The following is a 20,337-nucleotide window of genomic DNA, read 5'->3' as shown; positions in this document are numbered from 1 at the left end:
ATCACAACCGTAGAGGAGACATTCCAATGACTGAAAAATATGGATCTCAACTGGAGAAATACGCCAATTTAATTGTAAAGGTGGGCGTTAATGTTCAGCCCGGACAGAGCGTATATATTTCCGGTTCGATTGAGATAGCTTCCTTTGTCAGGAAAGTTGCCGAAAAGGCTTATGACGCAGGAGCCGATAATGTCTATGTAGACTGGTCAGATGAAGCCTTGTCCCGCTTGAAATATGAGCGTGCGGCCGATGAGGTGTTTTCGCAGTTTCCGAGCTGGGAGACAGAGAGACGCAATTCCTTTGTCGACAAAGGAGCCTGTTTTATCTCGATTGTATCATCCAATCCGGACCTGCTCAAAGGCATCGACACCAATAAACTGAGCAGCTTCCAGAAGGCTTCCGGCCAAGGTTTGCAGCAATTCCGCAGAGCGGTTCAATCCAACAAGGTAAGCTGGAGCGTTGTAGCGGCGTCCTCGCAAGGGTGGGCCAGCAAAGTGTTCCCTGATCTGGAACCGGAGGAGGCAGTAGACCGTCTGTGGGAGGCCATCTTCGATGCTGTTCATATCCATCATGATGATCCGGTTCAAGCATGGAGGGAGCATCACGATACATTGATCAGCAAAGTGGATGTGCTGAACAGCAAGCGTCTGCACAAACTGCATTACACGGCGCCGGGTACCGATCTGACCATTGAGCTTCCGGAGAAGCATATTTGGGTAGGAGCCGGCAGCAACAATTCGCAGGGGAATGCTTTCATGGCAAATATGCCGACCGAGGAAGTGTTCACCGTCCCCTATCGCAACGGGGTGGATGGCTATGTGTCCAGCACGAAGCCGCTTAGCTATGGTGGCAATATAATTGACAACTTCAAGTTGACGTTTGAGAACGGGAGAATTGTCAAGGTGGAAGCAGAGCAGGGACAGGAGTTGCTGCAGAAGTTGGTGGATACCGATGAAGGCTCGCATTATCTTGGCGAGGTAGCGCTGGTTCCGCATATTTCACCGATCTCCAGTTCGAATATTTTGTTCTACAATACACTGTTTGATGAAAATGCGTCCAACCATCTGGCTATCGGCAGCGGGTATGCTTTTAATGTCAAGGGCGGAGAGAATTTCTCTGCGGAACAACTGGTTGAGGCTGGGGTGAATTCAAGCATTACGCATGTTGATTTTATGATCGGTTCGGGCGAGATGGATATTGATGGCATTGATGGTGACGGCAATGTCGTCCCTGTATTCCGCAAAGGCGCTTGGGCGTTGTAATCCGTTTGTTTTTGAAATTGCTATTTGGGGTTAGCCTCCGACCGTTATCGGCCGGGGGCTTTGTCTTTTTTGGCAAACAGGAGAAAGCAGCGAAGGGGCAGAGGAATTCTGGAGAAACGAAAGTGGTCGCCTTTAAAGGCGATCGGAACGATCCTCTCCCCCGCAGCATTCCTCGCCTCCCTGGAGGTCAAGCACTCATTTTGGTTTTGTGCCAATATTAATTTTTAATAGAATCTTGCTGGAAAAGGAAGTAGCTTTTATGATAAGGTTATACTTTGGTGCGCAGCATGTTGTTGGGCTTACAAATTCAAAAGAATTAGACAGTCTATTTCCATTGTAAAGCGTCAGATTTGTGGAGAAATGAAGCTGCCATCCGTTCAGGGATGCTTCAGAAATTCCCGTATGTATAAATGATAGGAGTTAAGTGATGATTATGAATGAAAAAAGAAATGAATTTCCGCTGGATGTAAAATTTCACTCACGGCTATGGTCAGAAATCGACGCTTCCATTTCGCTAGAGGATGGCCTGTCCCGGCTGACCAAAAGCGAGCTGGATGAGCTGCGCAGGAAACTTGCGGTCAAAAATGCGAGCGGTTTGAAAAAGCAGGATCTGATCCAGAAGCTGCAAGGAACGGTTCTGGAGTCGCTCTCGGATAAACTTGCATATATGGATATGCAGCGTTTTGCGCTGCTCAAGGAAACGGCTCATAATGGCGGCTTGCTTGTACCGTTTAACGGATCTAAAAGAGAGGCCATGTATTTTCAAAAACAGGGGTTTTTATTCGCGGGCTCAGTAGGCGGGGAGGACGCCCTGGTGATGCCGCAGGAAATTGTGGAGAAGCTGCAAGCGGTTCAGGAGTCTGACTACGGCGATAAGTTCAAGCGCAACAGCGAGTGGATCAAATTGTCTGCGGGGCTGCTCCATTATTATGGAGTGTTGGGACCAGCGCAGCTGGAGCAGATGGTGAACGGTTATGTGAGTGAGCCGGTGGACAGTCTGGAGTTTATGGATGTGTTGTACCATGCGGCTTCCTATTATATACAAATTCAATACACAGAGGGGGGCTGGACGCACTGGCTGGTCGAATCTGTGAAGGATGTGCTCAAGGAACAGCAATCACGTCCGAGTCTGGATTACAATTTGTTCACCAAAGACCAACTGCTTAAAGCGGCGGACCCTCTCTTTGCTGAGCGGACCCCGGAATACTATGAACTTTTGAACTATATTAAATACCATTATTCTGTTAAACAGGATGAAGCTCACGAGATAGTAGCGAACTGTGTGTGCGATGCGCAGGCCGGGTATATGTTTACAGAAACTTTGCATTTTCTGAAAAGCCAGATTGAAATAGAAGATATTTATACGCTGGACGAAGTAACCGGACTACTGGTCAGATTGTTCAATGCGACCCGCCAGTGGGCGCTCAAAGGCCATTCCGCAAATGAAATGAGAGCGCGTAGCAGCAATGTTCTAAGCAATGTGCCTTTGGCAAATGCAGGCGCCTCTGCAAGCAATGTCGTCAGCATTGACAGCAAGAAAAAAGTAGGGCGCAATGATCCTTGCCCATGCGGCAGCGGCAAGAAGTACAAAAAGTGCTGTTTCGCTTAATTGATTCTATCGACGCCTTTAAAAGGTTATGATATGATTGAGCTTTGAAGATAGATTTTAGTCTGGTAAAGGGGTACAGAGCAGATTGCCGGTCTGGATGATGGGCGAATTGCAGTCTGACTTGGTCTGATTCGAGAGGGGTATAGAGATGAAGAAATTAAGTATGATGATTTTAGTTATGGGCTTGGTTGTGCTTGCCCTGGCGGGGTGCGGAGGGAAAAAAGCCGAGGATACCGCTGCCGGAAATTCCGGCTCTGCAAGCGGCAAGAAAATTATTGTCGGTATCGACGACAAATTTGCGCCGATGGGCTTCCGCGATGACAACAATGAGATCGTGGGTTTTGACATTGATTATGCGAGAGCGGCTGGAGAGCAAATGGGCCGTGAAATGGTGTTTCAGCCAATTGACTGGAAATCGAAGGAATCCGAGCTGAAGAGCGGACGAATCGACCTGATCTGGAACGGCTACACAATCAATGAAGACCGCAAAACGAAAGTATTGTTCACAAAGCCGTATCTGAGGAACAGTCAGGTCGTTGCTGTTCTGAATAAATCAGATGTTACGAAGCTGAGTGACCTCGAAGGCAAAGAAGTCGGATTGCAATCCCTGTCCTCGGCTGCAGATGCGCTGGACGGCAGCGAACTTAAATCCAAAGTGAAAGTATCTGAATATGCCGACAACGTGCTTGCGCTTAGCGATTTGAAGAACGGTCGCACAGCAGCTGTTGTCATTGATGAAATCGTCATCAAGTATTACATGTCCAAGGAGCATGAAACATTCAAGCTGCTGGATGAGGTGCTGTCTCCAGAGGAGTATGGCATTGGGGTGAAACAGGGCAACGAGGAACTGCTCAATGAGCTTCAGGCTGCGCTGGATGAGTTGAACAAGAACGGCAAGGCTGCGGAAATTTCCGTGAAATGGTTTGGCGAAGATAAAGTCCTGAAATAGGTGGAAAACGATGAGTGTAGAGTACCTGGTCAAAATATCCAAACCTATGCTGGAAGGGGCGGGAACGACGATCAGCTTGTTTCTGATCGCAATCGCCCTTTCCGTGCCGCTCGGTTTTCTGTTCACATTGATGTCCAGAAGCCGTTTCAAACTGGTCGCCGGGTTTGCGCACACGTATATTTACATCATGCGCGGAACGCCGCTGACGTTGCAATTGCTATTTTTCTGCTTCGGACTACCGATGCTTCCGGTAATCGGGGAGTTTTTGGTTATGGACCGCTTTGTGGCAGCTTGTCTGGGCTTTGTGTTGAATTACGCGGCTTATTTTGCCGAGATTTTCCGGGGCGGCCTGCTCTCCATCGACAAGGGACAGCATGAAGCCGCCCAGGTGTTGGGGCTGAGCCGCTGGCAGGCAACGGTGAAGGTCATTATGCCGCAGATGTTCAGGGTGGCGCTGCCATCGGTGGCGAACGAGTCGATCACCTTGGTCAAGGATACAGCTCTGCTCTACGCGGTAGCTGTACCGGAGTTGCTTCACTACACGCTGACAGCGGTCAACCGTGATTTCAACTTGACTCCGTTTGTGGTGGCAGGCGTGATTTACTTGATGATGACGCTTGCACTGACCTTGTTTTTCAAGTTCCTGGAGAAGAAGTTCAAATATGAGTAAAAGGACTGTCGGAGCATGAGTATTATTCAAGTGGCGAATTTGAAAAAGTCTTTTGGCAGTCTGGATGTACTGAAGAACGTCAGTTTTGAGGTCGACAAAAGTGAAGTGATTGCGGTAATCGGGCCGTCGGGATCAGGGAAAAGCACAATGCTCAGAAGTTTGGTCAATCTGGAGCAGATTAACGGAGGAAGCATTCGCATTCAGGATCAGTACTTGGTGAAGGACGGCGGCTACGCTAGCCAACAGCAGATCAAGGCAATTACCTCAGGCATGGGCATGGTATTTCAGCATTTTAACCTGTTCCCCCATCTGACGGTTCAGGGCAATCTGGAACTGGCTCCACGCACTGTACAGAAGCTGACTGCCGGTGAAGTCCGCCGCAGAAGCCAAGAGCTGCTTGGCAAGGTCGGACTGGCTGACAAGTCCGATGCTTATCCGGCAAGGCTGTCAGGCGGACAAAAACAGCGGGTGGCGATTGCCAGGGCTCTTATGCTGAATCCGGCGATTTTGCTGTTCGATGAGCCTACCTCTGCGCTTGACCCGGAACTGGTGGGCGAGGTGCTGCGCGTCATGAAGCAGCTTGCGGAGGAGCAGATGACGATGATTGTGGTCACGCATGAGATGGGCTTTGCCAGGGAGGTTGCAGATCGCGTGCTGTTTATGGATAATGGCGAGGTTGTTGAAGCCGGAACGCCGGAACAGATCTTCGACAACCCGCAGCAAGAGCGGACAAGGACGTTCTTGAACCGGGTCGTCAGGGTATAAAGGTATTCCCCTTCTTCAGCAGCAAGTTGAGCAGTTTTCAAGGCGGAAGGAGATTGATTGCGATGCATTACCCAGCTTCTTGGCTGAAAGGCGCATCCCGCGGCGAAGTGATCGCCTGTGATTTAAGGATGCAAATCATTAAAGGTGTTCTTTCTGCAAATGAAGTACTGTCGGAAAATCGGATCGCAGCTGATTTCGGAACGAGTCGTTCGCCGGTAAGGGAAGCGCTTCGCGTGCTTGCCGGCGAGGGATTAATCCGTTTGGAGCGGATGGGTGCTGTTGTGATGGGATTGAGAGTACAGGACATGGACGAGTTATATGATATCAGGTACCTCATTGAGAGCTTTGCGCAGCAGCAGCTTGCGGGCAGTGGAACAGCTTTGGAGCAACTGCTTGTCCGTCTCGCCCAATTCATAGACCGGATGGAGCTTGCCGCAAGACACGGGGACGTGGTTGAGTTTACTTATCAGGATTTCAATTTTCATGATGTGCTTATCGCATCTGCCGGGCATAACCGGATGCAGCATTTGTGGAACAGTATCAGAGAGCTGGTCAGGACAGTGATGCTGGTGACAACGGAATCGGTTTTCGCCGGAGGGGATGACCGTCTTGCAGATGTGATCGGGAAGCATCGGGACATTATCCGCGGTCTGGAGTCGAGGGATGAGAAGATTATATCCAGAGTCGTTCAGAACTATTTTGTCGATTCCCGGCAAACACTTAGATGGAGTCTGGATTGAGCTTGGACTTTAGTCAGATTTTTCAAGACCAACTTGTCGACAAGTACACAAACTGAGTTATCGGAAGTTTTGGCGTACAAGTTACACCCGCAAGATAATTTGGCTGAAGGGGTGCAGACAATATGAGCAATATGGATTCCGCTTCCTACATGATCGGGGTAGATATCGGGACGACAAGTACAAAGGCGGTGCTGTTTCAGGAAGGCGGGCGCGCGATTAACCGGGCGGGACGCGAATACCCGCTTTATACGTCGGTGCCGGATAGCGCGGAGCAGGGCCCGGAAGAGATTTTCGCGGCGGTGCTGGATGTCGTCAGACAGGTCATGAATCTGGGCGGCATCACTCCTTCGCAGGTAATGTTCGTCTCTTTCAGTTCGGCCATGCATAGTGTTATTCCTGTAGATGCGGAGGGACAGCCGTTAATGCGCTGCCTGACCTGGGCGGATAATCGCAGTGCGGGATGGTCGGAGAAGTTCCGCCATGAGCTTGGAGGACATGAAGTTTACCGCAGAACAGGGACGCCTGTGCATCCGATGTCGCCGATCACGAAGCTCCTATGGTTGCGTCATGATAAGCCGGAGCTTTTTCACAAGGCCAGCAAGTTTGTTTCCATTAAAGAGTACATATTCGCCAAGCTATTCGGGGAGTATGTCGTCGATTACTCAGTTGCATCGGCTACAGGGTTAATGAATCTTGAGCAGTTGGACTGGGATCAGGAAGCGCTCCTGATAGCAGGCATTACAGGGGAGCAACTTTCCAGACTGGTGCCGACAACGCATAAGCTGGAAGGCCTGCGCAAAGAATATGCCGCCGCTATGGGGCTTTCAGAGGCAACGCCTTTTATTATAGGAGCAGCTGACGGCGTCCTGTCCAATCTTGGGGTGAATGCCATTGAGCCGGGTGCGGTGGCAGTGACGATCGGCACAAGCGGGGCAATTCGGACGGTAATTGACCGGCCTGTTACCGACCCGCAGGGTCGAACCTTTTGCTATGCGCTTACAGAGCGGCACTGGGTCATTGGCGGCGCGGTCAACAACGGCGGAATGCTGCTGCGCTGGGTACGCGATCAGTGGGCAGCTTACGAGGAAGAGAAGGCAAGGAGTCTCGGTGTGGATGTGTACGATCTGTTGACGGAGATGGCGGGAACAATTCGAGCAGGCTCTGACGGACTGCTCTTTCACCCCTATCTTACAGGAGAACGGGCGCCGCTCTGGAATCCGGATGCCCGTGGTTCTTTCTTTGGACTGACGATGCGCCATGGGAAGGCGCACATGATCCGTTCGGTTATGGAAGGAGTCATCTTCAATCTGTATGAGGTGCTCTTGGCCATGGAGAAACAGACGGGCCAGCCGCTGCGAATAATGGCTACAGGAGGTTTTGCGCGTTCTCCGCTATGGCGCCAAATCTTGGCGGATATATTCGGGCAGAGGGTAGTTGTGCCGGAGAGTTTCGAGAGCTCTTGTCTGGGCGCCGTCGTACTCGGACTGTATGCAACAGGCCGAATTGATTCGCTGAATGCCGTATCTGAGATGGTAGGGGCTTCGCATGAGCATGATCCTGACCTCGATAATGCGGCGTTGTACCGTGAACTGCTGCCGATTTATACTCGTCTATCGCACAAGCTGAAGGATGAATACCGAGCCATTGCCGCTTTCCAGCGTAAGTGATGGTTAACAGGTTGCTGCTTGTCTACCCGGTACCCCGCTGCTCTTTGCTTTTCTATCGAACACTGATTTAAGATTGAGCCGGTATGGAGAGGTCAAGCACTATTTTGGTTTTAAGTCGAAATTTTAAGCAATTATTCATCAATTAGGACAGGCAATATTGGCTCGTATCCGCTATAATGAATTTAGTTCTTTATCGCCATACATCTTAATTTAAATCCGAACTAAATTTACAAAAGGAGACGAGCTAATCTTGAGTACTGCTACCTCACCATTGCGACGAGAGAATATCCCGCAGCTTAATATTATGCGGGCACTGTGCATTATTGCCGTGCTTTGCGTGCATTCTACTTCGTTTGCGACTGAGAGATTGAGAGATTCGAATTATTTCTTTCTCTATAATTTTGTTAACATCTTTATGAAATATGGAACGCCGACGTTCATTTTTCTAAGCAGCTTTGTGTTGTTTTATAATTACTTTGAGCGTCCGTACACGAAGAACCTGATTACCGCTTTTTATTCCAAAAGGCTGAAATATATTTTGGTGCCGTATTTCATGTTCTCCGTCCTCTATTATTCCATTATGTACGTGCTGAACAAGCGCGATCTGGGCGTGATCGAGACGCTGCAGCATTTTGGTTCCCAGCTTATAATTGGCAAGGCATACACCCATTTGTACTTTGTTTTTATTAATGCTCAGTTCTATCTGTTTTTCCCGTTAGCCTTATGGTTTTTGAAGAAGTATCCTGCTGTGCTCAAATGGTGTATTCCGCTTGGTCTGGCGATTCAGTACGGTTTCGTATTTATGAATAAGTTTTACTGGCAAGTGAAATACCCGGGGAGCTGGATGTTCTCCTACATGTCATACTTCCTGCTCGGCGCTTTTCTTGGAAGCTACTTCCCGAAAATCAAGCAGTGGCTGATTGCCAGCCGTGAGAATGCGACACCGGGAAGAGTGGTGTTCTGGGTCCTGCTCTGGACGGCATGGCTGACCGCAGCGCTGAACCATGTAAATATCTATTTCCAAAGCAGATTGTATGGTACAGTGTACAATACAACGTTGTATGAATTTTTGTGGAATGCCCATACCTATTTAGGGACGGTCGTGTTGCTGCAGATTGCATTCTTTATTTACCGTCATTTCTCACCGACGCTTATAAAATGGATCAGCCAGCTTGGGGCGTTGTCCTTCGGAATTTATCTGCTTCATCCGCTCTTTAATCTGATTTACCGGGCGAATCCGGTCACATCTGGCAACTCGATGCTCGTTCACCTGTGGTATTTGGGCGGCTTTTTCTTCGCTCTTGTCTGCTCGTGGATTGTTGTGGGACTGGTCGTGAAATATGTGCCGTTCTCCTGGATTATCTTCGGCAACTCGCCAGCGAAAAAGGTAAAGAAAGCTGCCGCCTAGCGACAATGATACAGAAGTAAAAAAATGCACTTAGCGGGGAATGCGGAAGCCCGGCAAAGTGCATTTTTGTGTGCGAGTCAGTTCAGGTTAATATAAATCCAAATTATACAAAAGCTCAAACATCTCCGCTAAAAATCCAGAGTAATCAAATGATTCATGACACTGTAAATTCAGGATCATCTGCTGCACATTTTCCCATTTGGCAAGCATGACCTGATTTTTTATACGGAGCTCATTCTCTTTGATTTGATTCAGATGCTCGCCGTGCCGTGAAAGGACCAATTCATAGGTTATCCGTTCGGCGGGAGGAATGAATGAAGCAGGCTGACTGGCTTGTCGAGCTGTAAACGCTGCTTTTCTCACATGAAGCTGAGTCAGATGGTCCAGCTCGCGTTGTTTCCTTTTTCGCGATAATTCGGGCTTGAACAGGTTCTCGATGCGATTCGTCTGGCGGTAAGAAAGCGGAAGCCCGGCATCGATCTGCTTCTGAATATCTTCCGGCAAGGGTAGACTGGCATAGTCAAGCGGCGGTGTCCAGCCCAGTTCGAATTTATTCAAAATCTCATCACGTTCCAGATCGATTTTATGAAAACCGTTGATAATATCCTTAATGAGATCGGCAGATAGCAGTGTATAATTTCCCAGGCATGTTTCGCCCAGTCGAAACGTTCGATTTTCCTTACGATGGCGGACAATGTAGCAGAAGCGCAACGCCATGCCGCATTCGCAGCGATAAGGACGATTTCCATAGCCCCCGTCCAAAATTTCTTGCAGTTCCCAGTCGTTCAGCTTATCCCACGCTTCATCGGAAGACAGGTTTTTCTCCAGTACAATTCCCTTTTTCCGGGCGAGACTCTCCAGCCACTTGCTCTTCTTGTTTTGCTTGATATAGTCTTGCAAAAAGCTGATTTGTGCTTCATTCAGCAGCTGGTATAAGCGGTTAACTTCTTGTTCAACTAACGGAGAAAGCATGGAAGTCCCTCCTGGCACCAATCCTGGATTAAGAGACTCGAAGGTAAAATGAATAGTGGACCAATACTATTTAGTGGACATATTGTGTTTATTTCTGGAGAATTTTTTTAAATGATCAATTATTTTTTGTTGAAGTTCATCGTCGTTTTCTAAATGGACCCCATATAAGTAACTTCCTGTGGACATTTCCTTCCACCGAACGCGACCCACGACAAGAAACTCCATATTCACCAAGGTAAACTTGATTTTGACTTTAATCGATTCCCAGACTTTAGGGATATGTAGTGTGGATCTAAACATAAGTCCATGTGGACTGATATTATGGATTTCGGCAACTCCGAAATTGCTCTCCGTATCCGACCCATCTTCTAATGAAATATTAAATTGGCATTCAATAGGCGGTGAAAATTCGTAGCGAAATGATTCATGACGTTCACTTAACATGACGGACTCCCCCTGGATGATTAAGATTCCTATAAAAAAGATATCATTTTGATCATGACGAACTGATTTTCGTTTTTTTTCCAAAAGAAAAAGCACTTCCCACAAATTACCGACAAGGGAATTGCTCGAATACACGCTCGGTAACTGGCTGGCATCGTGAATTGGATCATACACCTTAGCCCCTTTAGCTTTGCGTCGCCATCTTTCAATGACTTTGCCTTGTTCTGCTTTTTTAATTATTGCCCGCCAAAAGAAGGCTAATCCGTTTACGCTTTGTTTTGATATTATTGACCAAATGATAGCTCAAAAATTAAAATATTGCAATGCGTATGGCTTTATTGTAATTTATCCTTCAAAATCACGAAAGATGACGACACGATGACGCTGCTTGGAACGGCACTGTGGCGTTCCCAATTGGCAAGTGAAATCACGAACAATCTGAGAATCTTCAGCAGCTTGCCGCCGTAACGCATAGGGTTTTTCAAAATGAACATTATCGCGGAGTCGAACGACAAAGGATTGCCCGTCTTGCTTGTAACGATCCAATCGTTCCAGTTTGCACGTACGCACGATCCATGACCATAATAAAGTGTAGGTTTTCTAATGTTTCGCATACAGGTCCATCGTGCCTTGTGCTAATTGTTTCTGTGACGCTAAGGGGCTGCCCGTTTTCCGCCCGCAAAGCAACGTGCAGTTTAACTGCAGCTCGTTCTCCGTGGAAGGGAGCCCATGGCAGCCGGGTTTTCCCAACCGTCATCGTGGTCGAGTCAATCAGCAGCAGTTCCTTAGGGAACGCCAACTTCCGCCTCGTTTCCCGATTGCATTTACGGACTAGAAGTTGAAACAGTTCTTTAAGCACAACAAACGGTACATCGGCTGCTTTTCCGGAGAAACAGGAATAGTGAACAGGAGACAAGCCACTACAAGCAGCATGATCCGCGCCAAAAACGATACCCTGACCCTGCTTCACTTGCTGCGGCAACCCAATAGTGAAGCAAATGATAAACGGTGAATTTTCGCGCCTTATCGACATAGCCGACCGCCTCGACGATCGATTCGACTTCTTCGGGCTCTTTAACATGTCCAATGTCAAGGCGTTTATGTATGAGGTGGTTTGCAGCCGCCTTTTCTTTCATCCCCCTAGTGAAAGTGGTAGTTGCATGATATACTCTTCACTAATAGCCGCCAGGCTCGCATAAAAAGCCGTCTCTTTCATGGAATGTTTGTGTGGTTCTGTTCATTTTTCCGGAAAAACGGCTTATTTTTGTTGTAAAATAAAGGTAAATAAGGTTACGACTGGATGTGGATTCATGGAGGAATTGGATGGAATGTCGAAACCTTCGTCGAATGGCCTTCTGCACCGCGCGCAGCTCCCAGCGCGCGGTGGGACGGTACGGGTGTCACCACACGCCGACATCGCTTTTTTAATCGAGAAGTTGTTGTTTCATTAGCTAATGAGGGTGGTTGGACAAATGTATAAAGTGCTGCTTGTGGATGATGAGGCGGATGTCAGGGAAGGGCTTCTTCTGGAGATGGACTGGAAAGCATGCGGTTTTATCGTATCCGGTGTAGCGGAGAACGGCAAGGAAGCGCTTGAACTCATGGAAAGCCTTGATCCGGATGTCGTCATTACCGATATTAGCATGCCGTTCATGAACGGTTTGGAGCTTGCGGGCAGATTAAGAACGCTGAATCCGCTGCTGAAGCTGGTCATTCTGACCGGCTATGACGAATTCGACTATGCCAGACAAGCCGTCCGGCTGCATGTCGATGAATATTTATTGAAACCGTTTTCTTCCGATACGCTTAGAGATTTGCTGCTGCGCATCCGGCAGCGGATCGAAGAGGAGATGTCCCATCGTGAAGATATACGGAGGCTGCAGGAGCATTACCGCATCAGTCTGCCGATGCTTGGCGAATCGTTTCTCGCCTCCTTGCTCACCCGCAGATTGCCAAAGGCGCTGATCGCAGAAAAAGCGAGAAGCTACGGCCTGCGCCTGAACGGCCATGCTTATGTCGTCGCCGCCATCGCGCTGCATTCCCCGGAGGAGGAAGCTTCCCCCGGACCCGGACAGTCGCTGCGCGCATCGGGAGATGTGGATTTAATGCTGCACGCCATGCTGAACATTGCGAAGGAAATATGGGATGCTGAGCGGCTGGGCAGCAACTTTATTTATCAAAATCATATCGTGTTGCTGGCTGTCGGTGAAGGTGATGAGGCGTGGCATAGCCGGCTGCAGGGGACGCTCGATAACGTGCTGCGCAGCATTGATCATTTCTTGAAGCTGCCGATTACGATTGGCGTAGGATCGGCAGTCACGGATGCCTCCCATCTGAAGCATTCGTTCACCGATGCGCTGCTGGCGCTGGATTACCGGCTTGTGCTCGGTTCGGGCAAAGTGATCGATATTTGCGATGTGGAGCGGCGCGACAATCAACATCTGCGGCTTGATGAACTGAAAGAACAGGCGCTGATTCGCAGCTTGAAAGTCGGCACGGCGGAAGAGTTGGCTGAAGTGGTGGAACGTTTGTTCGCTGATCTTCATGACGCTTCATTCGCTTACAGCGATATTCAGCTCTACTTGTTGGAGGTAGTTACTGCGGTGCTGCGCACAGCCAAAGACGCCGGGGTACAGTTCGACACCTTGTTCTGGCCAGGTTTCCAATTACATAGCGAACTGTTCAATTATGCGGATTTGCGGGAAATGCAAAGCGGCTTTTACGATATTTGCAGCCGGATTATGGGTCATATTGCCAGCTATCGGCAATCCGCATACAAGGAGCTTGTCGAGAAAGCGATCCGCTATACGAAAGAGAACTATATGGACGCTTCGTTGTCGATTCAGAAAGTGTGCGTCTATCTGCATATAAGCGCGGGGTATTTCAGCAGTGTATTCAAAAAAGAAGTGAAAGTGACCTATGGGCAATATCTGATGAGCATTCGCATGGAGGCGGCGAAGGAGTTGCTGCGCGCCACCGAGCTGAAGGCGTTCGAGATTGCCGAACGGGTCGGGTTTGCCGATCCGAATTATTTCAGCTTTTGTTTTAAAAAGGGTGTGGGTGTGTCACCGAAGGAATATCGCAGCCGCAGCTTGAGCGGGGAGCCTTCACATCCATGAAAGCTGTATGGAACAACATGACCGGGTGGGCGCGCAGGGACAGAGGCTGGCTGCTAAACTGGAGCATCAAGTCTATCATTTTGTGGGCGTTGCTGGCGTTTATTCTTGTCATTGTCATCATGGTTGCGCTGTTGCTTTACGGCAAATTTTCGCGGGCCGCAGAGAAGAACATTACGCTCAGCATGCAGCAAATCGTCGATTCGGTAGGGTACAACTTGGCCGACTATGCGGACGGGACGGCGCAGCTTTACCGGGCCATTGAGAAACATATGCTTGCCGAAGGGGAATGGAGCAATACGGAGGTAACGAAACAACTGGACATTATTATGAGCAGCCGCGATGATATCGTATCGATCGCCCTGTTTAACGAGCAGGGGGAACTGCTGCGCAATTATCCGGAAGCGCCGTTTAGCGACAATGCGCGCGTCACCGAGCAAAGCTGGTTCCATTCGGCGCTCCGCGTATCCAACCATCTCAGTTTTTCGCTGCCGCATGTGCAAAATTTGTACGGCAGTCCTTACAAATGGGTCGTATCCATGAGCAAAGGCATTACGGTGCAGCATAATGGCGAACCGATGTATGTCGTCTTGCTCGTCGATATCAATTTCAAAAAAATCGATGAATTGAGCAGCCGCGTCAGTCTCGGCAAGCGGGGCTACGTCTATATTATCGATGAAGGAGCAGGCAACATCGTTTTTCATCCGCAACAGCAGCTCATCTATATGGGGCTTCGCAACGAAAGTGTGGAAAAAGCGCTCGTATCCCAAGTCAGCTATATCGACAATGTATCTGGTTCCAAACGGCTGAACACAGTCAAGTCGATCGACAACATCGGCTGGAAAGTCGTCGGCGTATCGTATTTGGATGAAGTGATGACCACCCGTGAAGAACTTAGCCGTTACATCGTGCAAGTGGTCGGCGTTGTGCTTGTGCTGGCCTTTCTCATCTCGGTGCCGCTCGCTTCGATGTTGACCCGGCCGATCAGGCAGATGGGCGAGAAGATGAAGTCGGTTGAGCGGGGAGACTTCGAAGTGATGCTGCCGCTCAAAGGGCCGTTGGAAGTCGTGCAGTTGTCCAGCCGTTTTAATCTGATGGTGGAGAAAATTCGCGGGCTGATGCACCAGAATATTATGGAGCAAGAGTCCAAACGCAAATATGAATTGGAAGCGCTTCAAGCGCAAATCAACCCCCATTTCCTCTACAACACGCTGAATTCTGTCGTGCGTATGATCGGTATGAGCAAGAAAGAAGAAACGATCACGATGATTACATCGCTGTCCAGACTGTTCCGCATCAGCCTCAGCAAAGGCAGACGGACGATTAAAGTGAGCGAGGAACTCGAGCATGCCCGCCATTACTTGACCATCCAGCAAATGCGGTACAAACGAAAGTTTGATTTTCGCATTGAGGCGGAGCAAGAGGCGCTGAACGGCTATACGCTCAAGCTGGTGCTGCAGCCACTTATTGAAAATGCGATTATTCACGGTATTGAATATCTGGTCGATGACGGCATGATTACAGTCAGCGCGCGTCTTGAGGCGGATGCCTTGATTATGGAAGTGGCGGATAATGGTGTCGGGATGACAAAAGGACAGCTTGACGAACTGTTTCGCAAGCCGCAGCAGTCGAACGCTCCGATGCAGGCGGGCAATGGGGGATCGGGTGTAGCGGTGCGCAATGTACATGACCGGATTTGCCTCTACTATGGGCATAGCTATGGTTTATCCTATGAAAGCGAGCGCGAGGAAGGGACAACCGCCCGCATTCGTCTGCCGTTCATTCAACGTGAAGAGGAGGAAGGCGGTTATGAATAGGTTGCCGACAACGGCTTTGTTGGTGCTGCGCAGCTTGTTTGTCTTATGTACGGCGGCTTTACTCGCTGCTGTGCTGCTTTCTTGCGGGTCGTCCTCCGCAACGATCGCCAATAATCAGATTGCTTCGCATCGCATCGCGCTTGTAGCTCCGGTGCATTCCGCGGAGCAGGCCGAGGCGATGCGCATCGGAGCGGAAGCGGCCGCCAGACAATTCGGATTGGAATTGAATTATGCGCCTTTTGAATCCAATGAAGATGCAGCCGAGCAGCTTGCGGCGGCAATTGCTTTGCTGGAGCAAGGCGCTGAGGCGCTGCTGATCGCCCCGGCCGATGAGGAGACGCTGCGCGCAGTCGGTCAGTACGGAACGGATCGCGGCATCCCGGTCATCGCCCTGAATGACGAACGTATGCCTCGGGGCGTTGGAGGGGCGATTGCCATCGACAATGAAGAAGCCGGACGGCAGGCAGGCAAGGCGCTGGCGGAACTGCTGGACGGCAAAGGCAACGTCGCGTTGCTGAAGCCAGATCGCAATGATCCCGGCTTGGTACTGCGAGAACAGGGTATTTTGGAAGCGTTATCAAAATACCCTTCCATTCAAGTGAAGGAAGGATCGGTATGCGGCAATTTGCGGGATGCGTGCTGGGTAGCTGCCAAGAGTATGCTGGACAATGAGCGTCTTGACGGCGCCATCGCCCTGCAGAGCGTTGCCTCGCTAGGGTTGGCGGACGAAGTCCGACGCCGCAGCGAGGCAGAGCAGTTCAAGCTGGTCGCCTTTGGCAGTGAACGGGAACAACTGGAGCTGCTGCAGGAAGGCGTCATTCATCAATTGGTTGTGCAGAGCGATTTCAGCACTGGCTATATCGGCGTGGAGCAAGCCGTTTCACTCCTGGCCGGAGGGGTGATCGGCAAGCCGACGCTGCTCGAGACGCGAGTCGTCGACGCCGACAATATGTTCTGGATGAACAACCAGAAGCTGCTTTTTCCCTTCGTTCATTAGGATGGGCATGAAACTGATGAGAATTTTGCTAGAAGACAGGAGAATCTTGTATTCGAAAAAAGCGCGGAAAAATTCATAATAGCCATATAAGCGATATCGGTTTCAAAGCCGCATTCGCAAATTATATGACAAGGGGTGTCTGTGAATGAAGAAAAGATGGAAGTTAGCCCTTCTGGCGTGTGCGATGCTAACCGTTGCTGCTTGCAGCAATGGCGGCGGCAATGGCGGCGGCAATGGCGGCGGCAAATCGGGCGGAGGCGAATCGAAGGTCGGTGTAGCCATTTACAAGTTCGATGATACCTTTATGACAGGAGTCCGCAACGCGATGACTTCGGCGGCAGAAGACAAAATTAATTTGGATATCGTAGATAGCCAAAACGCGCAAACAACGCAAAATGAAAAAGTGGACTTGTTTATTTCGAAGAAGTACAAGGCGATGATCATTAACCCGGTTGACCGGACAGCCGCAGGCGTCATTATTGACAAAGCGAAGAAAGCCAATTCTCCTGTCGTGTTTCTTAACCGGGAACCGCTGGCGGAAGATATGAATAAGTGGGATAAGGTCTATTATGTAGGCGCCAAGGCGGAAGAGTCCGGAACGATTTCGGGCCAATTGCTTGTGGACTACTGGAAGGCGAATCCGAGCGCTGACAAAAATGGCGACGGCAAGGTGCAGTACGTCATGCTGCAAGGGGAGCCTGGGCATCAGGATGCGGAACTGAGAACGAAATTTTCAGTGCAAGCCATTCAGGACGCCGGTATTGAAGTAGAAGCGCTGGCTGTTGACACAGCTATGTGGGACCGGGTTAAAGGACAGGAGAAAATGCAAGCATTCCTGGCGCAATTTGGCGATAAAATCGAGGCAGTACTGGCCAACAATGATGATATGGCGCTGGGAGCCATCGAGGCTTTGAAAGCTGCCGGCTACTTCACTGGCGGTAAATATATTCCGGTTATCGGTGTAGATGCGACCGCTCCGGCTATCCAGGCGCTGCAAGACAACACGCTGCTCGGCACTGTGCTCAATGACGCGAAGAACCAGGGCGCAGCAGCGGTAGCGATTGCCGCAGCGCTCGCCAAAGGGGAGACGCCGACGAAGAATAATACTGGCTTCGACATTAGCGACGGCAAATATGTCTGGATTTCCTACAAAAAAATCACCAAGGATAACATAGCTGAAGCGCAATAACGCATGGACGAAGGGGGCGACGCGACGGCATGCCAGCATTGCCCCCTTGCTGCAAGCTGAAGGAGAGATGGCTATGACAGTGGCGCTCGAAATGCGCGGGATATCGAAGGCTTTCCCCGGCGTGCAGGCGCTGAGCGATGTTTCGCTCACTGTCCGGCGCGGTACAGTCCATGCGCTCATGGGCGAGAACGGGGCAGGGAAGTCAACCTTGATGAAATGCCTCTTCGGCATCTATAAGCCGGATGAGGGGGAAATCCATATTCAAGGCGTCAAGGCGAACATTAACAACTCCGGCGATGCGATTCAACACGGCATTTCCATGATTCATCAGGAATTGCACCCGGTTCAGCATCGCAGTGTCATGGAGAACTTGTGGCTGGGGAGGTTTCCGCTAAGGGCGAAATTGTTCGTCAATCATACGAAAATGTTGCGGGACACGGTCAGCCTGTTCGAGGAACTGGGAATCGATGTTGACCCCAAGGTCAGAATAGGCACGCTATCGGTTTCGCAAATTCAACTTTTGGAAATTTCCAAAGCGGTCTCCTATGACGCCAAAGTGATTGTAATGGATGAACCGACATCCTCCTTGACTGCCAACGAAGCAGAACAGTTGTTTACCATTATTAACCGGCTGCGCGACCGGGGAGTTTCGATTATTTATATCTCACACAAAATGGAAGAAATCTTGCGGATATCCGACGATGTAACCATTATGCGTGACGGCTGCTATATCGGCACCTGGCCGTCTTCGGAATTGACGACCGATCTAATTATTACGAAGATGGTCGGACGGGAACTGAAAGAAAGATTTCCTGAACGAGCCCATACGCCCGGTGAAGTGGCGATGAAGGTGGAGGGGCTTACTTCAATCAACCCGCAGTCGTTCCGCAATGTATCGTTCGAATTGCGCAAAGGGGAAATATTAGGGCTGGGCGGACTGGTTGGCTCGCAGCGCACCGAATTGGTCGAGGCGCTGTTCGGGCTTCGCAAAACAGCCGAGGGCACAATTACGATCCTTGGTCGCAAAGCAACGATCAAGTCGCCCTCGGACGCCAAGCGTCATAATTTGGCGCTGTTGACGGAAGAACGGCGAGTGACCGGTATTTTCCCTGTATTATCCGTTTATGAAAATACGGTAATTGCCAATCTCGGCAAGTTTCAAAACCGCATAGGCTTGCTGAACGAGCGGAAGGGCCGCCTGGAGGCCGAGCAGCGCGTGCAGCAGTTGCGCACGAAGACGCCTACGGTGCACACGATGATCCGCAACTTGTCCGGAGGCAATCAGCAGAAGGTGTTGCTGGCGCGGTGGCTGTTGACAGAGCCGGATATTCTGTTGCTTGACGAGCCGACGCGCGGTATTGATGTAGGGGCCAAATTCGAAATTTATACGTTGATTACGAACTTGGCCAAGGCAGGGAAAAGCATTTTGATGATTTCCTCCGAAATGCCGGAATTACTCGGCATGTCAGACCGGATTATGGTAATGAGCGAAGGGAAACTGACCGGCGTCATCGAGGGCAAAGCTGCAACAGAACAAGAAATTATGCGGCTGGCGGCCAATCAGCCGGCAGCGGCGACAAGGGAGGCGACGGAATGAATCCGCTGACGACAACCGTCAAAGTGAAAAATTATTTAACCCAGCGTGCGATATTCGTCGTCCTGATTGTACTCATAATCGGTATTGCAGTTGCAGATCCAGGGTTTCTGGCGTTCTCCACGCTGCGGGATATTTTACAACAGTCTTCTACCCGGCTGATCATTGCGCTCGGCGCTGCATTTATTCTTATTTCCGGCGGCGTCGATTTGTCCGCCGGCCGGGTAGTTGGCTTGACTGCGGTCGTGTCAGCGTCCATGCTGCAAACGGAGCAATATGCCAGCCGCTTCTTTCCTGACCTGCCGCAACTTTGGGTCGGCATTCCGATTATTATCGGCATTTTGGCGGGACTGCTTGTCGGCCTGATTAACGGCGTCATCGTTGCCAAGCTCCATGTTCCTCCATTTATTGCCACCCTGGGGACAATGGTAGGCATTTACGGCGTTAACTCCATCTACTTCAATACAGAGCCGAATCAGTCGCAGCCGATTGCCGGGCTGCGGGATGACTTTACCATGTGGGGGTCAGGCTATTTTGACTTGGGGAAGGGGTATACGATCCCGTACATTGTACTGATCGCAATCGCCGTTGCCTTTATATGTTGGGTGATCTTCAATAAAACGCGGCTTGGGAAAAACATGTATGCCATCGGAGGCAATGTGCAGGCAGCGCATGTATCCGGCATTAAAGTGGCGCGCAACCTGATCGCTATCTATGCGATCTCCGGCGCGTTGTATGGAATCGCCGGCGTGCTGGAATCAGCGCGCACGGGAGGGGCCACGAACAACTACGGCAATATGTATGAGCTGGATGCGATCGCTGCTTGCGTCGTCGGGGGAGTGTCCACGGCTGGCGGCATCGGGACGGTGCCCGGCGTTATGGCCGGCGTTCTGATCTTCGGCGTCATCAACTACGGTTTGACGTTCATCGGTGTGAGTCCCTATTGGCAACTTATTATTAAAGGGTTGATCATCGTGGCTGCTGTCGCTTTTGATATTCGCAAGTATGTAGCCAAAAAGTAGTATTGCTAAAACAGTTGAAGCGAGAAGCTGCAGCATAAGCCTCACAAAGGCGGCTGCAGCCTTTCTTGAAGTTTACTATCGGGATGCGCTGATAGATGAGTATATTCAAGGAATAT

General features: G+C 50.1%; 18 protein-coding genes and 1 riboswitch. Of the genes, 14 read left to right on the top strand and 4 right to left on the bottom strand.

The genetic code is table 11. The features are described from left to right. Nucleotides 1–26 precede the first annotated feature (26 nt). From JFN88_RS14295 to JFN88_RS14260, 8 genes are all read left to right on the top strand, one after another. Complete coding sequence (locus JFN88_RS14295) at nt 27–1,262, top strand: aminopeptidase (RefSeq protein ID WP_199019976.1); 1,236 nt, start codon at nt 27–29, stop codon at nt 1,260–1,262. A gap of 433 nt (nt 1,263–1,695) precedes the next feature. Next, entirely contained in the window at nt 1,696–2,871 is a 1,176-nt protein-coding gene (locus JFN88_RS14290) for a Rho termination factor N-terminal domain-containing protein (protein WP_199019975.1), read from the top strand. A 148-nt stretch (nt 2,872–3,019) separates the two neighbouring features. Next, a complete protein-coding gene (locus JFN88_RS14285; RefSeq protein WP_199019974.1) occupies nt 3,020–3,820 on the top strand; it encodes an amino acid ABC transporter substrate-binding protein in 801 nt (266 codons plus the stop codon). Nucleotides 3,821–3,830: 10 nt separating this feature from the next. Next, nucleotides 3,831–4,490 (top strand): amino acid ABC transporter permease, encoded by a 660-nt coding sequence (locus tag JFN88_RS14280; RefSeq protein WP_199019973.1) that lies wholly within the window; start codon nt 3,831–3,833, stop codon nt 4,488–4,490. Nucleotides 4,491–4,505: 15 nt separating this feature from the next. Then, the gene (locus JFN88_RS14275; protein ID WP_233167858.1) at nt 4,506–5,255 is read left to right on the top strand and encodes an amino acid ABC transporter ATP-binding protein; all 750 of its coding nucleotides are present in this window, start codon (nt 4,506–4,508) and stop codon (nt 5,253–5,255) included. Nucleotides 5,256–5,317: 62 nt separating this feature from the next. After that, on the top strand, nt 5,318–5,995 hold the full coding sequence (locus tag JFN88_RS14270) for a GntR family transcriptional regulator (protein ID WP_199019972.1): 678 nt from the start codon (nt 5,318–5,320) through the stop codon (nt 5,993–5,995). 131 nt (nt 5,996–6,126) lie between these two features. Then, complete coding sequence (gntK, locus tag JFN88_RS14265; RefSeq protein WP_199020011.1) at nt 6,127–7,662, top strand: gluconokinase; 1,536 nt, start codon at nt 6,127–6,129, stop codon at nt 7,660–7,662. A 250-nt stretch (nt 7,663–7,912) separates the two neighbouring features. Further along, nucleotides 7,913–9,070, top strand: coding sequence for an acyltransferase (locus JFN88_RS14260; protein ID WP_233167856.1), 1,158 nt, complete (start codon nt 7,913–7,915; stop codon nt 9,068–9,070). Nucleotides 9,071–9,157: 87 nt separating this feature from the next. Here JFN88_RS14260 and JFN88_RS14255 read toward each other — a convergent pair whose 3' ends face one another. The 4 genes from JFN88_RS14255 to JFN88_RS24565 form a co-directional block, all read right to left on the bottom strand. Then, nucleotides 9,158–10,042 (bottom strand): hypothetical protein, encoded by an 885-nt coding sequence (locus JFN88_RS14255; protein WP_199019971.1) that lies wholly within the window; start codon nt 10,040–10,042, stop codon nt 9,158–9,160. A 66-nt stretch (nt 10,043–10,108) separates the two neighbouring features. Next, the gene (locus tag JFN88_RS14250) at nt 10,109–10,660 is read right to left on the bottom strand and encodes a PilZ domain-containing protein (protein WP_199019970.1); all 552 of its coding nucleotides are present in this window, start codon (nt 10,658–10,660) and stop codon (nt 10,109–10,111) included. Continuing rightward, nucleotides 10,623–10,715: riboswitch (cyclic di-GMP riboswitch) on the bottom strand. (Overlaps the previous gene by 38 nt.) 264 nt (nt 10,716–10,979) lie before the next feature. Further along, nucleotides 10,980–11,243 (bottom strand): hypothetical protein, encoded by a 264-nt coding sequence (locus JFN88_RS25460; RefSeq protein ID WP_369123010.1) that lies wholly within the window; start codon nt 11,241–11,243, stop codon nt 10,980–10,982. Between the two features lie 163 nt (nt 11,244–11,406). Further along, entirely contained in the window at nt 11,407–11,622 is a 216-nt protein-coding gene (locus JFN88_RS24565) for a hypothetical protein (protein WP_233167853.1), read from the bottom strand. 336 nt (nt 11,623–11,958) lie between these two features. Between JFN88_RS24565 and JFN88_RS14240 the strand changes: the two genes are divergently transcribed. The 6 genes from JFN88_RS14240 (at nt 11,959) to mglC (ending at nt 20,221) form a co-directional block, all read left to right on the top strand. Then, the gene (locus tag JFN88_RS14240) at nt 11,959–13,605 is read left to right on the top strand and encodes a response regulator (RefSeq protein ID WP_199019968.1); all 1,647 of its coding nucleotides are present in this window, start codon (nt 11,959–11,961) and stop codon (nt 13,603–13,605) included. A 17-nt stretch (nt 13,606–13,622) separates the two neighbouring features. Then, nucleotides 13,623–15,419: a sensor histidine kinase gene (locus JFN88_RS14235; protein WP_233167862.1), complete on the top strand. Its 1,797-nt coding sequence runs from the start codon at nt 13,623–13,625 to the stop codon at nt 15,417–15,419. Continuing rightward, a complete protein-coding gene (locus tag JFN88_RS14230; protein WP_199019966.1) occupies nt 15,412–16,416 on the top strand; it encodes a substrate-binding domain-containing protein in 1,005 nt (334 codons plus the stop codon). The genes JFN88_RS14235 and JFN88_RS14230 overlap by 8 nt, the downstream gene beginning before the upstream one ends. A 145-nt stretch (nt 16,417–16,561) precedes the next feature. Further along, a complete protein-coding gene (locus JFN88_RS14225; RefSeq protein ID WP_199019965.1) occupies nt 16,562–17,605 on the top strand; it encodes a galactose ABC transporter substrate-binding protein in 1,044 nt (347 codons plus the stop codon). A 67-nt stretch (nt 17,606–17,672) separates the two neighbouring features. Then, nucleotides 17,673–19,202 carry a sugar ABC transporter ATP-binding protein gene (locus JFN88_RS14220; protein WP_199019964.1) on the top strand — a complete coding sequence of 510 codons (1,530 nt, stop codon included), beginning with the start codon at nt 17,673–17,675 and terminating at the stop codon, nt 19,200–19,202. After that, the gene (gene mglC, locus JFN88_RS14215) at nt 19,199–20,221 is read left to right on the top strand and encodes a galactose/methyl galactoside ABC transporter permease MglC (RefSeq protein WP_199019963.1); all 1,023 of its coding nucleotides are present in this window, start codon (nt 19,199–19,201) and stop codon (nt 20,219–20,221) included. The genes JFN88_RS14220 and mglC overlap by 4 nt, the downstream gene beginning before the upstream one ends. Nucleotides 20,222–20,337 lie beyond the last annotated feature (116 nt).

The sequence above is a fragment of the Paenibacillus roseus genome, from assembly GCF_016424485.1.
Taxonomy (GTDB): Bacteria; Bacillota; Bacilli; order Paenibacillales; family Paenibacillaceae; genus Paenibacillus_D; species Paenibacillus_D roseus.
Note: the sequence above shows the minus strand (reverse complement) of the source record. Positions and strands in the feature narration are given on the sequence as shown.

Bases quoted from the DNA above. Each gene is read 5' to 3' on its own strand.
- JFN88_RS14290 (WP_199019975.1), top strand. From the start codon at position 1,696: ATGAATGAAAAAAGAAATGAATTTCCGCTGGATGTAAAATTTCACTCA.
- JFN88_RS14285 (WP_199019974.1), top strand. From the start codon at position 3,020: ATGAAGAAATTAAGTATGATGATTTTAGTTATGGGCTTGGTTGTGCTT.
- mglC (WP_199019963.1), top strand. From the start codon at position 19,199: ATGAATCCGCTGACGACAACCGTCAAAGTGAAAAATTATTTAACCCAG.
- JFN88_RS14240 (WP_199019968.1), top strand. From the start codon at position 11,959: ATGTATAAAGTGCTGCTTGTGGATGATGAGGCGGATGTCAGGGAAGGG.
- JFN88_RS14220 (WP_199019964.1), top strand. From the start codon at position 17,673: ATGGCTATGACAGTGGCGCTCGAAATGCGCGGGATATCGAAGGCTTTC.
- JFN88_RS14235 (WP_233167862.1), top strand. From the start codon at position 13,623: ATGACCGGGTGGGCGCGCAGGGACAGAGGCTGGCTGCTAAACTGGAGC.
- JFN88_RS14270 (WP_199019972.1), top strand. From the start codon at position 5,318: ATGCATTACCCAGCTTCTTGGCTGAAAGGCGCATCCCGCGGCGAAGTG.
- JFN88_RS14280 (WP_199019973.1), top strand. From the start codon at position 3,831: ATGAGTGTAGAGTACCTGGTCAAAATATCCAAACCTATGCTGGAAGGG.
- gntK (WP_199020011.1), top strand. From the start codon at position 6,127: ATGGATTCCGCTTCCTACATGATCGGGGTAGATATCGGGACGACAAGT.
- JFN88_RS14225 (WP_199019965.1), top strand. From the start codon at position 16,562: ATGAAGAAAAGATGGAAGTTAGCCCTTCTGGCGTGTGCGATGCTAACC.
- JFN88_RS14275 (WP_233167858.1), top strand. From the start codon at position 4,506: ATGAGTATTATTCAAGTGGCGAATTTGAAAAAGTCTTTTGGCAGTCTG.
- JFN88_RS24565 (WP_233167853.1), bottom strand. From the start codon at position 11,622: ATGAAAGAAAAGGCGGCTGCAAACCACCTCATACATAAACGCCTTGAC.
- JFN88_RS25460 (WP_369123010.1), bottom strand. From the start codon at position 11,243: ATGACGGTTGGGAAAACCCGGCTGCCATGGGCTCCCTTCCACGGAGAA.
- JFN88_RS14230 (WP_199019966.1), top strand. From the start codon at position 15,412: ATGAATAGGTTGCCGACAACGGCTTTGTTGGTGCTGCGCAGCTTGTTT.
- JFN88_RS14295 (WP_199019976.1), top strand. From the start codon at position 27: ATGACTGAAAAATATGGATCTCAACTGGAGAAATACGCCAATTTAATT.
- JFN88_RS14255 (WP_199019971.1), bottom strand. From the start codon at position 10,042: ATGCTTTCTCCGTTAGTTGAACAAGAAGTTAACCGCTTATACCAGCTG.